This window comes from Rhizobium sp. USDA 4016, from assembly GCF_056279705.1.
Map to the genome: position 1 here is coordinate 2427658 of NZ_JBWCCY010000002.1, position 13438 is coordinate 2441095.

General features: G+C 59.7%; 13 protein-coding genes. 7 read left to right on the forward strand and 6 right to left on the reverse strand.

The window, feature by feature from the left end; translation table 11 throughout:
* Window positions 1-7: 7 nt before the first annotated feature.
* The 3 genes from ACZ9DP_RS12725 to ACZ9DP_RS12735 form a co-directional block, all read right to left on the reverse strand.
* Complete coding sequence (locus tag ACZ9DP_RS12725; RefSeq protein WP_476202035.1) at window positions 8-787, reverse strand: enoyl-CoA hydratase-related protein; 780 nt, start codon at window positions 785-787, stop codon at window positions 8-10.
* 1 nt (window position 788) lies between these two features.
* The gene (locus ACZ9DP_RS12730; RefSeq protein ID WP_476202037.1) at window positions 789-2033 is read right to left on the reverse strand and encodes a CaiB/BaiF CoA transferase family protein; all 1245 of its coding nucleotides are present in this window, start codon (window positions 2031-2033) and stop codon (window positions 789-791) included.
* Window positions 2034-2290: 257 nt separating this feature from the next.
* Window positions 2291-3496 carry an acyl-CoA dehydrogenase family protein gene (locus ACZ9DP_RS12735; protein ID WP_476202038.1) on the reverse strand — a complete coding sequence of 402 codons (1206 nt, stop codon included), beginning with the start codon at window positions 3494-3496 and terminating at the stop codon, window positions 2291-2293.
* 221 nt (window positions 3497-3717) lie between these two features.
* On the opposite strand from ACZ9DP_RS12735, the gene ACZ9DP_RS12740 reads away from it, so the two are divergent.
* The 7 genes from ACZ9DP_RS12740 to ACZ9DP_RS12770 all read left to right on the forward strand — a co-directional run bounded on the left by ACZ9DP_RS12740 (window position 3718) and on the right by ACZ9DP_RS12770 (window position 10581).
* Complete coding sequence (locus ACZ9DP_RS12740; RefSeq protein WP_476202039.1) at window positions 3718-4884, forward strand: thiolase C-terminal domain-containing protein; 1167 nt, start codon at window positions 3718-3720, stop codon at window positions 4882-4884.
* A 20-nt stretch (window positions 4885-4904) separates the two neighbouring features.
* Window positions 4905-5378, forward strand: a complete 474-nt coding sequence (locus ACZ9DP_RS12745) for a MaoC/PaaZ C-terminal domain-containing protein (RefSeq protein ID WP_476202040.1) — start codon at window positions 4905-4907, stop codon at window positions 5376-5378.
* 1 nt (window position 5379) lies between these two features.
* Window positions 5380-6174, forward strand: coding sequence for an enoyl-CoA hydratase/isomerase family protein (locus ACZ9DP_RS12750; RefSeq protein WP_476202042.1), 795 nt, complete (start codon window positions 5380-5382; stop codon window positions 6172-6174).
* A 65-nt stretch (window positions 6175-6239) separates the two neighbouring features.
* On the forward strand, window positions 6240-6989 hold the full coding sequence (locus ACZ9DP_RS12755) for an electron transfer flavoprotein subunit beta/FixA family protein (protein ID WP_476202044.1): 750 nt from the start codon (window positions 6240-6242) through the stop codon (window positions 6987-6989).
* Between the two features lie 11 nt (window positions 6990-7000).
* Window positions 7001-7933, forward strand: coding sequence for an electron transfer flavoprotein subunit alpha/FixB family protein (locus ACZ9DP_RS12760; RefSeq protein ID WP_476202046.1), 933 nt, complete (start codon window positions 7001-7003; stop codon window positions 7931-7933).
* A gap of 13 nt (window positions 7934-7946) precedes the next feature.
* Window positions 7947-9152, forward strand: a complete 1206-nt coding sequence (gene pcaF, locus ACZ9DP_RS12765) for a 3-oxoadipyl-CoA thiolase (RefSeq protein WP_476202048.1) — start codon at window positions 7947-7949, stop codon at window positions 9150-9152.
* 13 nt (window positions 9153-9165) lie between these two features.
* On the forward strand, window positions 9166-10581 hold the full coding sequence (locus tag ACZ9DP_RS12770; protein WP_476202049.1) for an aldehyde dehydrogenase family protein: 1416 nt from the start codon (window positions 9166-9168) through the stop codon (window positions 10579-10581).
* Window positions 10582-10622: 41 nt separating this feature from the next.
* Here ACZ9DP_RS12770 and ACZ9DP_RS12775 read toward each other — a convergent pair whose 3' ends face one another.
* The 3 genes from ACZ9DP_RS12775 to rpoN form a co-directional block, all read right to left on the reverse strand.
* Window positions 10623-11486, reverse strand: a complete 864-nt coding sequence (locus ACZ9DP_RS12775; protein ID WP_476202050.1) for a thioesterase family protein — start codon at window positions 11484-11486, stop codon at window positions 10623-10625.
* A 6-nt stretch (window positions 11487-11492) separates the two neighbouring features.
* The gene (locus tag ACZ9DP_RS12780; RefSeq protein WP_476202052.1) at window positions 11493-11924 is read right to left on the reverse strand and encodes a Zn-ribbon domain-containing OB-fold protein; all 432 of its coding nucleotides are present in this window, start codon (window positions 11922-11924) and stop codon (window positions 11493-11495) included.
* Window positions 11925-11988: 64 nt separating this feature from the next.
* Complete coding sequence (gene rpoN / locus ACZ9DP_RS12785) at window positions 11989-13386, reverse strand: RNA polymerase factor sigma-54 (RefSeq protein WP_476202054.1); 1398 nt, start codon at window positions 13384-13386, stop codon at window positions 11989-11991.
* Window positions 13387-13438: the final 52 nt, after the last annotated feature.

A 13438-nucleotide genomic window follows, 5' to 3' on the forward strand; every position in this document is an offset into this window, starting at 1 on the left:
CGTCACCTCAAGCTCCGATTTTTGCGGCATCGGGTTTGCGACGCTCGTTGAAACTCGCGTTCAGCTCCTTGGATTCACCCGTCCCGAGATATTGGCTGAGGAGCAGGTCATGGGTGACGCGCGACAGGCCGGCGACGCCGCCGTGACGAGCGAGGAAGGCGCCCTTAATGGCCGCCAGTGCGAACGCCCCCCTGTCGGCGATCTCCAGCGCGAACTCTCGGGTCCTTTCGGCAAGTTCGGCATCGGGAACAACCCTGTTGATCAGGCCGATTTCCTTGGCTTCATGTGCCGACATCTTTGGATTGCAATACCAGATCTCCTTGGCCCGCTTCTTTCCGACCAAGTCCTCCAGGTACCAGGTGCCATAGCCGGCATCGAAGGACCCCATCATCGGCCCGACCTGACGGAAAACGGCACTTTCCTTGGCGATCGTGACGTCGCAGACCATCTGCAGGACGTTGCCCCCGCCGACGGCAAATCCGTTGACGCTCGCAATGACCGGCTTCTGCAGCTTGTCGATCGCCTCGTACATTTCCAGCACGGGCAAGACGCCGGCATAAAGCTTCGTGTCTTGCATTCCGTCCTTCTGGCCACCGATGCAGAAGAACCGTTCGCCTGCACCGGTCAAGACGACGACGCGCGTGCGGGTTTCACGGCGAATACCCTCGATGCAGTCGCGAATTTCGTGGCACATGGTCTCGGTGAACATGTTGCCATTGTCCGGCCGGTTCATCGTGATCTTCGCGATCGGACCGTCTTCTTCGAAAAGGATTTGCGAAAAGGTCATTTCATCGTTCCTGTTGCTTTGATCTGCCTACGACTGACTGAAGGATCTCGTTTGTATGCTGACCGAGGATTGGCGGCGCCGATCTCGCAGTGGCGGGAACGCCATCGATGCGGATCCCCAGTCCGATCTGCGGCACCTGCCGGCCGGTGTCATCTTCAAGCGTGAAGAACAGGCCGCGATCCCACAGAGCCGGATCCGAGGACACCTCATCGAGCCTGTTGATCGGTCCGGCTGGCACTCGGGCCTCAGCAAAAATGTTCAGCCATTCCTGTCGTGTGCGCGCTGTGAGAAGTTCCTGGATCCGTGCCACTATTTCTTCGCGGCAAGTGCGGCGGGCAGCATTGCTCGAATAGGCCGGGTGGGTTCCAAAGTCGGGGTCACCGATGGCCACCCAGAAACGTTTCCAGATGGCATCCGATCCCAATCCGAGATTGATCGGCATATCCGCCGTATCGAACGGCTGGTAGATCGCTATAACGCTGTCGGTGCCTCCGGCGCGTCGGGGCAGATCCCCGGATCCGAGATAGGAGGACAGCCGACAGGTCAGAAAGCGTGTCATGCTCTCGACGAGGCTGACGTCAATGCTGCGTCCCTGCCCGCTCTTTTGTCGGTCAAACAGAGCCGCCATTGTCGCCATCGCCGCATCCTGGCCTGCGAGCATGTCGGCCGCCGGCGCACCAATCTTCTGTGGCGGACCATCGGCCTGCCCCGTTATGTCCATTACGCCCGAATAACCCTCGGCAATCAGGTCGTAACAGGTCAGTTCCGACCGCTCGCCATCCAGCCCGAAGCCGGTGATCGACACAAAGATCAGATCCGGCCGTATCGACCTTAAGGTCTCGTAGTCGAGCCGCAGCTTCTTTTGCACCGAAGGCGGCTGGTTGGAGACGACGACATCGGCCGTCCGGACGAGCTGCGTCAGGTTTTCGTAGTGGTCGGCCTGACGCAGATCGAGGACGACACTCTTCTTGTTGCGATTGATCGCTGTAAACCAGAGTGCCTGTTCATCCAGAAAGGGCGGTCCCCAATGGCGGGCATCATCGCCCTCCGGCCGCTCGATCTTGATAACCTCCGCACCAAAATCCGAAAGCAACATCGTCGCATAGGGCCCCGCCACGGAGGTCGTAAGATCTAGCACTCGCACCCCTGACAAAAGCGAAAAACCGCTCCCGGGAATGGACACCGGCAAGGCATGGAACGGAAGCCGTGGGCTTGATTGCTGTGGTTTCGTTTGCGAAGCGGACATTGCGATACCTCGACATCTGATGAGGACTTATTTCGCAAATTGAGTGCCAACTCTCGCATTGCCTCAGGGCCGCATATATCCATCGGCTAAGTCGCCATCTTGTTGGCCGATCGAAGCAATTCCGCGCTATCGCTTTGTCGCCTGCGTGGACACAGAGCGGCGTGCTGTCCGCACTTTCGACACTGAGGCCATGCCAGAACAAAAAACCCGCACGGACTTTCGTCCGCACGGGTCCTCGTCTTGGGGGGCTTGGAAGGTCAGTCGGCCTGGCGGCCCAAATCACGCAACCCGGTCCTGCCGTGATGCCGATCGGCAACCTTGTAGCCCAATGCATCTTCGGCGATGAGGATTTTCTGGACGTTGGCCGAGCCCTCGCCGGTGAACATCAGATCCGCGTAATTCTTGTAGCGGTGGACACGATACTCGGTCGAAAGGCCGTAACCACCGAAGACTTGCTGAGCGGTATCGGTGCAGAATTTGGCAGTCTGAGACGCGTGGAACTTCGCAATCGAAGCGATGCGGTTGGTTGGTAATCCGGCATCCATATATTGCGCCGTCTTATAGACGAGCGCCCGACTCGCCTCGATGGCGATTGCCATTTCCGCGATTTGCGCCTGGATCATCTGAAACCGTCCGATCGGGCTGCCGCGGACCACACGCTCATTGGCATAGCGAACAGCGTCCTCATAGGCGCCGACGGCAATGCCGAGAGCCTTCGCGCCGATTACCGCGCGACCGCCCTGCAAGGCGCGCATGATGATCTTGAAACCTTCACCCTCCGCACCGAGCCGGTTTTCCACGGGCACGATGAAATCGTCGAGGAAGAGTGCGGCCGTACGAAACGCCTTTGAAAGCTGGGTCGGGATCGCCTGAGCCGTAAAGCCAGGATACTTTTTGGGTTCGACGATAAAGGCGGTCACGCCCTTGGCGCCGGCTTCAGGATCCGTCTTTGCAAGCAGGATGCCGACGTCGCATTCGTCACCCAATGTCGCCCACATTTTGGAGCCCGTAATCTTGTAGACGTCTCCGTCGCGCCGTGCGACCGTCTTCATTGCTCCGGCAGCGTCCGAGCCCGAGCCGGATTCCGTGAGGGCCATCATCCCGATCGTCTTACCAGCGAGAATGTCAGGCACATATTTCTGCACCTGTTCGTCGGTCCCTGCCAAGAAGATGCAGGCGGGGCAATTGCCGCTTTGCTGGTTCGAGCAGCCAGCAAAGCGGATGTCGATACGCGAGATCTCCTCCAGAATGGCGACAGCGGCGACATAGCCGAGGTTGGTGCCGCCCACCGATTCCGGGAATGTCGACCCGTAGAACCCAGCTGCGCCGGCCTTCATGATCAGGTCGCGCGGCAATTCCCGTCGTTCCTCGTATCCGTCCAGAACCGGGACCACTTCCGTCTCCATGAATCTGCGCACGGAGTCACGAATCGCGGGGATTTCTTCGGGGAGCATTTCATCCATCGTCTATGACCTCTTTTCTGACAGCACCAGCAGAACGGATTGTCGGGCCTGCTCGGTGCACGACGTTGTTTCGTGCCAAGCCGTGCGCAAAGCTCATGCCAAACTTCAGCGCACGCAAGTGCAAAAGGTTGGCATGCAGATTGCGGCACTCAGGCCAACTTCCGTGCTCCGGCATATTGCCCGATCCGGAATTTCCGACAGAATACCATGGAGGAATTTGCATGGGCCTGCGCAATAAGGCCGTCATCGTCGGTGTCGGTGAAAGTGACATCGGCAGACTGCCGCACATGACGGGTCTCGGGCTGAATGCCCAGGCATCCCGGCGCGCAATCGCCGACGCCGGACTTCGGCCCCGCGATATTGATGGACTTTTGACTGCCTACTCGTTCACCGAGCCCTATTTTATGCTCGGTTCCGTCATGGCCGAATATCTTGGCATCAGCCCGCGCTACGGCGCATCGATTGTCGTGGGTGGCGCATCGCCAACGGTTATGCTTCACCATGCAGCCCAGGCCGTAAGCTCGGGTGCGGCGAACTACGTCCTTGTCTGCGCCGGCGAAAACCGGGCAACCGGCATGTCGCGCGACGACGCGGTTACAGCTCTTGCTGCCGTTGGACACCCTTACTTCGAAGCGCCCTATGGGGTTGGCATCCCTTCCCTCTATGCGATGGTCGCCAACGCCTATATGCACAAGTACGGCACGAAGCGCGAAGAGATGGCCGCAGTGGCCGTCAACACGCGCAACCACGCCCGGCTTCATCCCAATGCGCATATGCGCGACCCCCTGACAATCGACGACGTGCTTGCGTCGAAGCCGATCTCCGATCCCCTCAATATTTATGACTGCTGTCTGATATCGGATGCAGGCGGTGCGTTCATCGTCACGACACCGGAACGAGCCCGCGATCTTCCCTCAAAGCCGGTCTGGCTGGCGGGGATCGGCGAGGCTCATACGCACGAGCACCTGCTCTGCGCGCCGAGCCTGACGGAATTTGGCGCCCAGTTGTCGAGCCAGGCGGCCTATACGATGGCCGGATTGGGGCCGAGCGATATGAACTTGGCCATGCTCTACGACTGCTTCACCATCGTTCCGATCATCGAGATAGAGGAACTCGGCTTGGTCCCTCGTGGACAGGGTGGGGCCTTCTTTGCCGATGGACGCGCGGCGATCGGTGGCGATCTGCCGGTCAACACGCATGGCGGAATGCTGAGCCACGCGCATGCTGGTGCCGTCGGCGGTCTGATGGCGATCGTGGAAGCTGTACGGCAACTTCGGGGAGAGGCAGCGGGCCGCCAGGTGAGAGAGGCAGCGGCAGCCGTCGTCCACGGCGAGGGCGGGATTCTCTCGTCTCACTGCACGGCGATCCTGACTTCGGAAGCACGCTGACCACACACGGGAGAAAAGACATGTCACAACAAGCGAGAGGCCTGTATTTCGAGGACTTTACGGTTGGTCAGGTTATCGAAACACCGCAGAGAACGATTACAACGACGGATATCGTCAATTTTGCGTGCCTGTCAGGAGACTTCAACGGCGTGCACACCAACTGGGAATATTGCAAGACCACACCGTTCGGCGAACCCATTGCGCATGCCCCGTTGATCTACGCAGTCATGGGAGGCCTACAATACGCCAGCGGAATCAACGATGGCACGCTGCTTGCGGTTCTTGGAATCGACGAATGGCGCATGCTGAAGCCGGTCAAGCACGGCGACACTGTCTTCATGCGTTCGACGGTGAAAGAAAAAAAGGAAACCTCCAAGGCCGACCGCGGCGTCGTTTCCTTTCTGCGCGAGTTCGTCAATCAACGCGACGAAGTCGTACAGTCCATGACTGCGACTTTCATGTACAAAAGGCGCCCTGGGTCCGATGGAGAATAAGATGAGCACGACAGACGAATTGCTATTCTCGGTGGAGAACGGGGTTGCGACGATTACCATCAACCGGCCCGAGAAGCGAAACTCCTTCACCGACGGCATGGTGCGCCAATGGGTGGTGTGGCTTGAGGAATGCCGCACGCGTGAAGACGTGAGGGTCATTGTCTTCTCGGGAACCGAAACGTCGTTCTCATCGGGCGGCGACATGGGGGGAATGCAAGGAAAAGCGGAAATGTCGATCCTGGCCTCCAAGGAACGCGTTGCCACCACCACCCAGTCGTTGGCCCGAAAGGTCGCCGAAATCGACAAGCCAATTATCGCGGCCGTCAACGGTGTTGCTGTAGGCGGCGGCATGGATATCGCACTGATGTGCGACGTTCGCCTTGCGGCGGCATCGGCCCGCTTTGCGGAGACCTACGCCAAGATGGGCCTCGTCCCGGGCGTCGGCGGGGCTTATTTTCTGCCTCGCATCGTCGGAACGGCGGCCGCTCTCGACCTTTTCTGGACTGCCCGCTGGGTGCCTGCGCAGGAGGCACTTTCAATCGGGCTGGTGAACCATGTCTACGCCGACGACACTTTCCGCGACGATGTGCGTGCCTACGCGGAACAGATCGCCAATGCCGCCCCGTTGGCCGTCCGCACCATCAAGCGATTAGTCTACCAGGGCCTGGACGTCGATCTCGAAACGCATCTCGACACGCTTTCCTCTCACATAGCGCTTTTGCGAACGAGCGACGATCACAAGGAAGCACTCGCCGCTTTCAAGGATAAGCGCGACCCGCGCTTTTGCGGCAAATAGCGTCTGTCAGTGGAACGGCAATTGCGACAACGACGTCGCAACGACAAACAATCCGGAGCATTTGCATGAAACTCATCGTGCCCGTGAAAAGGGTGATCGACTACAACATCAAGGTCAAGGTCCGCGCGGATGGCTCAGGCGTCGACCTCGACAACGTGAAGATGAGCATGAACCCATTCGACGAGATCGCCGTCGAGGAGGCGGTTCGCCTGAAGGAGAAGGGCAAGGCCGACGAGGTCGTCCTGGTTTCTATCGGTTCCGACAAGGCTCAAGACGTGCTGCGAACGGGCCTTGCAATGGGTGCAGACCGAGCGATCCTGATCGAGGCCGGCGCCCACCTCGAACCGTTGGCGATTGCTAAACTTCTGACGGCCGTCGTGAAGGCTGAACAGCCAGATCTCGTCATTCTTGGTAAGCAGGCAATTGATGACGACTGCAATCAGACGGGGCAAATGCTCGCCGCGATGCTCGGCTGGGCTCAGGCCACCTTCGCATCAGAACTGACCGTCGCCGGCGGCAAAGCGCTGGTCAAGCGGGAAATCGATGGTGGGCTTCAGGACGTCTCCTTCGCACTCCCCGGTATCGTCACAGTTGACCTGCGCCTGAATGAGCCGCGCTATGCATCTCTTCCCAACATCATGAAGGCGAAGAAGAAACCTGTCGACATCCAGCAGGCGTCCGCCCTCAACGTCAATCTGACGCCTCGGCTGAGGATCTTGCGGACCGAGGAGCCGCAGGGCCGCAAGGCAGGTGTGATCGTGAAGAGCGCCAGTGAATTGGTCGCTCGTTTGAAATCGGAAGCAGCGGTGCTCTGAAGGAGGAGACTATGACGACACTTCTTATCGCGGAGCACGACAATGCAAGCCTCTCCGATCAGACGGCCAAAGCACTGACCGCCGAGCTTGCGCTCGGCGCAGATGTTCACGTTCTGGTCGCCGGCGACAGCACACAGGCGACCGCGGAAGCGGCAGCCAAGCTTGATGGCGTCAAGAAGGTGCTGCAGGCCGACGATCCGAGCCTCGCCGCGCAGTTGCCGGAGGCCGTTGCGGGCCTCGTCGTTTCCTTGGCCGAAGGCTATGACGCGATCGTGGCCGCCGCGACATCGAACGGCAAGAACTTTATGCCGCGCGTTGCCGCGCTTCTCGACGTGATGCAGGTTTCCGACGTCTCCGAGGTGTTGTCTGCGGATACATTTAAGCGGCCGATCTACGCTGGAAATGCCATACAAGTGGTTCAATCCTCTGAAGCCGTTAAAGTGCTGACCATCAGAACGGCATCATTTCCCTCAGCGGCGGTCGGGACTTCGACGGTCGCGATCGAACGGATCTCGGTCGCTTCTATGCCTGCGCTTTCCACCTTTGTGGCTGCACGGCTCTCGGACGACGAGAGGCCGGAATTGACGTCGGCCCGGATCATCGTATCCGGCGGGCGCGCCCTCGGTTCGGCAAAAGGCTTTGAAGGAATCATCTTTCCGTTGGCTGACAAGCTCGGAGCTGCTGTCGGCGCGTCGCGCGCTGCCGTCGACGCCGGATACGCTCCGAACGACTGGCAGGTCGGACAAACCGGCAAGGTCGTCGCACCCGAGCTCTACATTGCCTGCGGCATTTCCGGCGCCATCCAGCATTTGGCCGGCATGAAGGATTCCAAGGTCATTGTCGCCATCAATAAGGACCCGGAAGCGCCGATTTTCCAGGTCGCGGACTACGGTCTCGTTGCCGATATCTTCGAGACATTGCCCGAGCTCGTCAAATTGGTTTGAAAGGTAAGAAAACATGGACGCCTTCATCTGCGATGGGTTGCGGACACCAGTTGGCCGCTATGGCGGCGCGTTATCGTCAATCAGGACCGACGATCTTGCCGCTCTCCCCATCAGCGCGCTTATGGCGCGCCATCCTCAGCTGGACTGGACCCGACTGGACGAAGTGATCCTTGGATCCGCAAATCAGGCGGGCGAGGACAATCGAAATGTCGCCCGTATGGCTACGCTGCTGGCCGGTCTTCCCGTAACGGTCGCCGGCACCACGGTCAACCGCCTGTGCGCCTCCGGACTCGACGCCGTCGGTTACGCCGCGCGCGGAATCCGAAGTGGCGACTACGATCTTGTCATTGCGGGCGGTGTCGAGAGCATGAGCCGCGCGCCCTTCGTGCTGCCGAAGGCAGAGACTGCATTTGGCCGCGACGCCGCCATTCACGACACGACGATCGGATGGCGTTTCGTCAATCCAAAGATGAAACAGGCATACGGAACCGATTCCATGCCGCAAACCGCAGACAATGTCGCGGAGGACTACGGCATATCGCGGGCCGACCAGGACGCCTTTGCTGCCCGCTCCCAATCCAGATGGTCAGCTGCGCAGGAACGGGGAATTTTCGCAGACGAGATCGTGCCAGTGTCGGTTCCCCAGAGAAAGGGGGAGCCCAAGGTCATCGATACCGATGAACATCCACGCCCGGACACTGACGAGGCCACCCTTGCCAAGCTCAAGACAGTCAACGGTCCGGATTGGACGGTGACGGCTGGCAATTCGTCTGGCGTCAATGACGGGGCAGCAGCCTTGCTGCTCGCGAGCCGCGCTGCTGCCGAGGCAAACGATCTGAAACCTATAGCGCGCGTCGTCGCGATGGCTTCGGCAGGCGTGGAACCGAGAGTGATGGGTATCGGTCCTGTGCCGGCCACCCAGAAAGTTTTGGAACGCACGGGACTTTCGATCGGCGATATCGATTTGTTCGAATTGAACGAGGCGTTTGCCAGCCAGGCACTAGCCACCCTGCGCGCCCTCGGTCTGCCGGACGACGCAACCCATGTTAATCCGAACGGCGGCGCGATCGCGATCGGCCATCCCTTGGGCATGTCAGGCGCAAGGATTGCACTTACCGCTGCCCGGCAACTCCGCCGCATGGGAGGGCGCTATGCGCTTTGCACCATGTGTGTGGGCGTTGGCCAAGGCGTGGCCGTCATTCTTGAAGCATCAGATTGAGAGGGTCTTGGCCATGAGACACTACACAAAACTCTTCATCGACGGCGCGTGGGTCGATCCGATCGACTCCAGATCGTTCGAACTGGTCAATCCTGCGACTGAGGAGGTCTTTGCCACGGTCGAATTGGGAAGCGCGGACGATGTTGACCGCGCCGTGGCGGCAGCTAGGCGCGCACTTCCCGGATTTGCTGGGATGCCGAAGGCAGAGCGTGCTGGCCTTCTGGAGGAAATCATTTCCGTCTATCAGCGCCGCGAAGGTGATCTCATGATAGCGTTGACGGAGGAAATGGGCGCACCAACGGGTCTAAAGGCGCACACCGGCTCGGGCCTTGCAGCGTTGCGCCAGGCGCTCGAAACTTTAAGCAGTTACGAGTTCGAGACGAGGCTGGGCTCGAGCATTGTCCGACGAGAGGCAATTGGGGTGGCTGGCCTCATCACTCCTTGGAACTGGCCAAACCAACTGATCTGCAACAAGTTGTCGTCTGCCTTCGCCGCGGGATGCCCCGTCGTGCTTAAGCCTTCCGAGTTCACGCCGACGAGCGCGTTTGTGCTTGCGGAGATCCTCCAGGAAGCAGGTGTACCAGCCGGCGTCTTCAACCTCATCGTTGGTGATGGACCGGTCGTAGGCAATGCAATCAGCGCCCATGAGGGAATCGACATCGTCTCTTTTACGGGATCGACACGGGCCGGCGTTCTGGTTGCCGAAGCCGCGGCAAAGTCGGTCAAACGTGTCGCCCAGGAGCTGGGCGGAAAGTCCGCCAACATCATTCTGCCCGATGCTGACCTTGCCTCCGCCGCCCACTACAACGTGACACGTGGCTTTTCCAACAGCGGACAATCCTGCCATTCCCCGACGCGCATCCTGGTGCACGACGATCAGCTGGAAGAGCTACTTACCCACCTGCAGAACACCGTCGCATCGCTGCGTGTGGGCGATCCGAACGACCCGGAAACCACCCACGGTCCCGTGGTCAATCGCGCACAATTCGAGCGCATTCAGCACTATATCCGGACCGGCCGCGATGAAGGCGCTCGCCTTGTATGTGGTGGCCCCGGCCGCCCCGATGGGCTCACTCGCGGCTTCTTCGTCCGCCCGACAATCTTTGCCGGCGTTACGCCGGAAATGACCATCGCCAAGGAGGAGATCTTTGGGCCTGTCACAGCGGTCATGACATACCGCGATGTTGAAGAGGCGATCACGATCGCCAATGCCACCGAGTATGGCCTGGGCGCCTACGTGTTTGGTCAGAACCGGAATCAAGCACTCGATGTTTGCCGGCGCCTCGCCGCTGGACGGGTCTTCTATAATGGTGCGCCCGCCAGCACCGAAGCTCCGATGGGCGGTTACAAGAAGTCCGGCAATGGCCGGGAAATGGGAGTGTTTGGAATGGAGGAATACCTCGAAGTCAAGGCAATCCTCGGCTTCTGAATAAGGGTCGCCGAATGCAGAGTACCCATCCGGCGCTTGATTCAGGTGTAAACGGCCCGGAACGCCTTGCGCACTTCCTCGGGCACCGCCACCGACTTCCTCTCCTTCCGATCGAGGACGAGCGCGAGCGCGCTGACACTGGCGAGCGGCGCGTTTGTGCGAGCGCTTTCGACTTGGTGGCGCATGCAAAATGTCTTCTCGCCGACGCCTTCGAACCACGACACCACCCGAATCGTGTCGCCGGTCAGGATGGGAGCGTAGCGGGTCGTCTTGGCCTCGACCAGCGCTCGTCCCAATCCGCACGCATCCAGTTTTTCAAGAGGGGCGCCGATCTTTAGCCAGAGATGTGCGGCCGCTGCGCCGATTCTTCGGTGCAGGTGATGAGGGAGAAGATCTCCGAGGTGGTCGACTTCTGCAGGTCGCACTGTGAATTGGCCGGTCAGGAACGCCTTGCCGCCCAACAACATCTGTTCAAGACGAACTGGCTCATGCGCGCCTGGGGCAAGTCCACGAGGGCCGAGCTTTTCCATGGCGCCATCGGGGGCAGCGGGCAAATCGGACGTATCGTAGCTGCAGGTGTCCATTGCGGCGGCACAGAGCTCACCGGTCGCGGTGCTGCTCATGAGATGAACGATCTCATAGCCAGCTGCGGATCCCGGGAGCCTCGCCGAATTTATGTGAAACGCTTCGCCGCCGCGCAGTTCTTTGAAGTAACGAATGTGACGAACGCGCGCTGATGCCGACCCGGGGCTTTCGCCAGTAACCGCCGCGACGATTTGCTCCGAGGCTTGTTGAAATTCGCGAAGATAGAATTTTGCGTTCCAGTGATCGTTCTCATCCAACTCCCAGCGCGCGACGGTGCCACGATAGGTTTCAGACAAGCCGTCGGCGTCGAGATAAAACATCCTCCCTCATCCTTTCCCGGAACGTGCCTTGCGCGACAGGGCGCCATCCCGGCGCAGTCGAGGCAGGGGGCGCTCCTCATGAGTGTCTATTTCAACGACAATACTGTCTCCAATGGCGACATCGAGAGCGGCCTCGCCCACAACATTGGCAATCATCCGCGGGCCTTCGGCAAGTCGAACAGCGGCAATCGCGTATGGCACTTGGTCGCGGAAATCGGGCAATGGTGCGCGGCGCACGATCGTAAAGCTTTCAACCGTGCCAAGACACGAGCATTCTATCCAGGCCAGATCTGCCTCCCAGCAGGCAGTACACTGATGCCGGGGCGGAAATTGGATGTGTCCGCATTGGGCGCATTTTTGCAAAAGGAGGCGGCCATGATTGACACCCGCCCAATAGGGCTGGGTGTCACCATTTTCCAGATTGAGGGGACTCTTCATTTGATCAGTTCATCCTGTTTGGTGCCTGGATTCCGAATTTTTCCGCAACCCGTATGCCACGCGATTATCCAGCCATTGCCGGGTGCCGGCCGGTATCCCCAGAGGCAAGCTTCAGACGCCTGCGGACGCTCGACGACGGAATCCGCAGCATTTCGCGATACTTCGCAACAGTCCGGCGCGCGATATCGACGCCTTCCGTGCGCAGGCCATCGACGATTGCGTCATCTGACAGAATACGACCAGTCTTCTCGTCTTCGATCATCTCCCTGATCCGGAACCGGATTGCCTGAGACGAGTGTTCCTCGCCGCCGTCGGCGGCGGCAATTGCATTCGCGAAGAAATACCGGAGCTCGAACGTTCCGCGATCCGTGAGCATGAACTTGTTGGCGACCGCCCTGCAGACGGTAGATGGGTGAACGCCGATTGCCGCAGCGACATCCCGGAGATTCAACGGACGAAGGTGCTCCGGCCCGAGGCGGAAGAAAGCGCTCTGCTGCGATACGATCTCAGTGGCAACCCTCAGCATGGTGTTCGCACGCTGGTCGATTTGCCTCGCGATCCAGCTCGCCTGGTGCATGCAGTCAGTCACGAAGGTCTTATCGTGTCCACCGAGCCCGGTGCGCAACTCGGCGTAATAGCGTCGATTGACCAGCACGCGCGGCATGAGCGAGCTGTTGAGCTCGATGGCGAAGCTTCCGTTCGGTTGTCGCCGGACGAAGAAATCAGGAACCGCCACCACCACTGGATCGGGGTCGAAGCTGCTGCCGGGGCGCGGATCCAGTTTGCGGATTTGCTGCACCATCGCCAACACGTCCTCGCGCGGAACGCCGCAATGACGCGTCAACTGGGAGATGTCGAATTTCGCAAGCAGGTCGAGATGTTCAAGCAGGCGGTTCATGGCTGGCGACAGCCATCCGCGGTCGGCCAGCTGTAGGCGAAGGCACTCCGCCAGATCTCTTGCGCCGACACCGACCGGGTCAAGCATGTGAATGTCGCGCAGAGCGGCCTCGACAGAGGCCTCCTCGACACTCAGAGTCTCGGCCATTTCCCGGACGTTCCGGCGGAAATAACCGTCAGGATCGATGGATTCGACAATTTGTGCCGCAATGTCTCTGGTCGGTTCATCGTGATGCAGCATCGCGAGTTGGCCGTGCAGATGATCACGCAACGTCATGCGCACTGCACAATAGTCTTCGATGTTACCGCGATCGCCCGCGTCAACGGATACTCCCGAGCGCCGAGAAAGACTGCCCGCGCCACCGAAGGCCTCCCGCGAACTCACGGGAGTTGCGGGCATCGACAGTTTCGCGCCGGCAAATTCAAGGAATGGATTTCGTTCGGCTTGTTCGATGAGAAACGTCTCAAGCTCCTCATAGCTGTATTGAAGCAGTTGGATGGACTGTACGGTTTGGGCCGTCACTAAGACGGACTGTCGCTGTGCGCGTTGCGCTTTGATATGCATGATCATTCCTCCCTTGGCGGTTTCCCTGCCCCGCCGGATCCCTGCAACGGCG

Excerpts from the sequence above, each read along its gene's own strand:
- ACZ9DP_RS12725 (WP_476202035.1), bottom strand. The coding sequence starts at position 787 with ATGACCTTTTCGCAAATCCTTTTCGAAGAAGACGGTCCGATCGCGAAG.
- ACZ9DP_RS12730 (WP_476202037.1), bottom strand. The coding sequence starts at position 2,033 with ATGTCCGCTTCGCAAACGAAACCACAGCAATCAAGCCCACGGCTTCCG.
- ACZ9DP_RS12735 (WP_476202038.1), bottom strand. The coding sequence starts at position 3,496 with ATGGATGAAATGCTCCCCGAAGAAATCCCCGCGATTCGTGACTCCGTG.
- ACZ9DP_RS12740 (WP_476202039.1), top strand. The coding sequence starts at position 3,718 with ATGGGCCTGCGCAATAAGGCCGTCATCGTCGGTGTCGGTGAAAGTGAC.
- ACZ9DP_RS12745 (WP_476202040.1), top strand. The coding sequence starts at position 4,905 with ATGTCACAACAAGCGAGAGGCCTGTATTTCGAGGACTTTACGGTTGGT.
- ACZ9DP_RS12750 (WP_476202042.1), top strand. The coding sequence starts at position 5,380 with ATGAGCACGACAGACGAATTGCTATTCTCGGTGGAGAACGGGGTTGCG.
- ACZ9DP_RS12755 (WP_476202044.1), top strand. The coding sequence starts at position 6,240 with ATGAAACTCATCGTGCCCGTGAAAAGGGTGATCGACTACAACATCAAG.
- ACZ9DP_RS12760 (WP_476202046.1), top strand. The coding sequence starts at position 7,001 with ATGACGACACTTCTTATCGCGGAGCACGACAATGCAAGCCTCTCCGAT.
- pcaF (WP_476202048.1), top strand. The coding sequence starts at position 7,947 with ATGGACGCCTTCATCTGCGATGGGTTGCGGACACCAGTTGGCCGCTAT.
- ACZ9DP_RS12770 (WP_476202049.1), top strand. The coding sequence starts at position 9,166 with ATGAGACACTACACAAAACTCTTCATCGACGGCGCGTGGGTCGATCCG.
- ACZ9DP_RS12775 (WP_476202050.1), bottom strand. The coding sequence starts at position 11,486 with ATGTTTTATCTCGACGCCGACGGCTTGTCTGAAACCTATCGTGGCACC.
- ACZ9DP_RS12780 (WP_476202052.1), bottom strand. The coding sequence starts at position 11,924 with ATGAAGAGTCCCCTCAATCTGGAAAATGGTGACACCCAGCCCTATTGG.
- rpoN (WP_476202054.1), bottom strand. The coding sequence starts at position 13,386 with ATGCATATCAAAGCGCAACGCGCACAGCGACAGTCCGTCTTAGTGACG.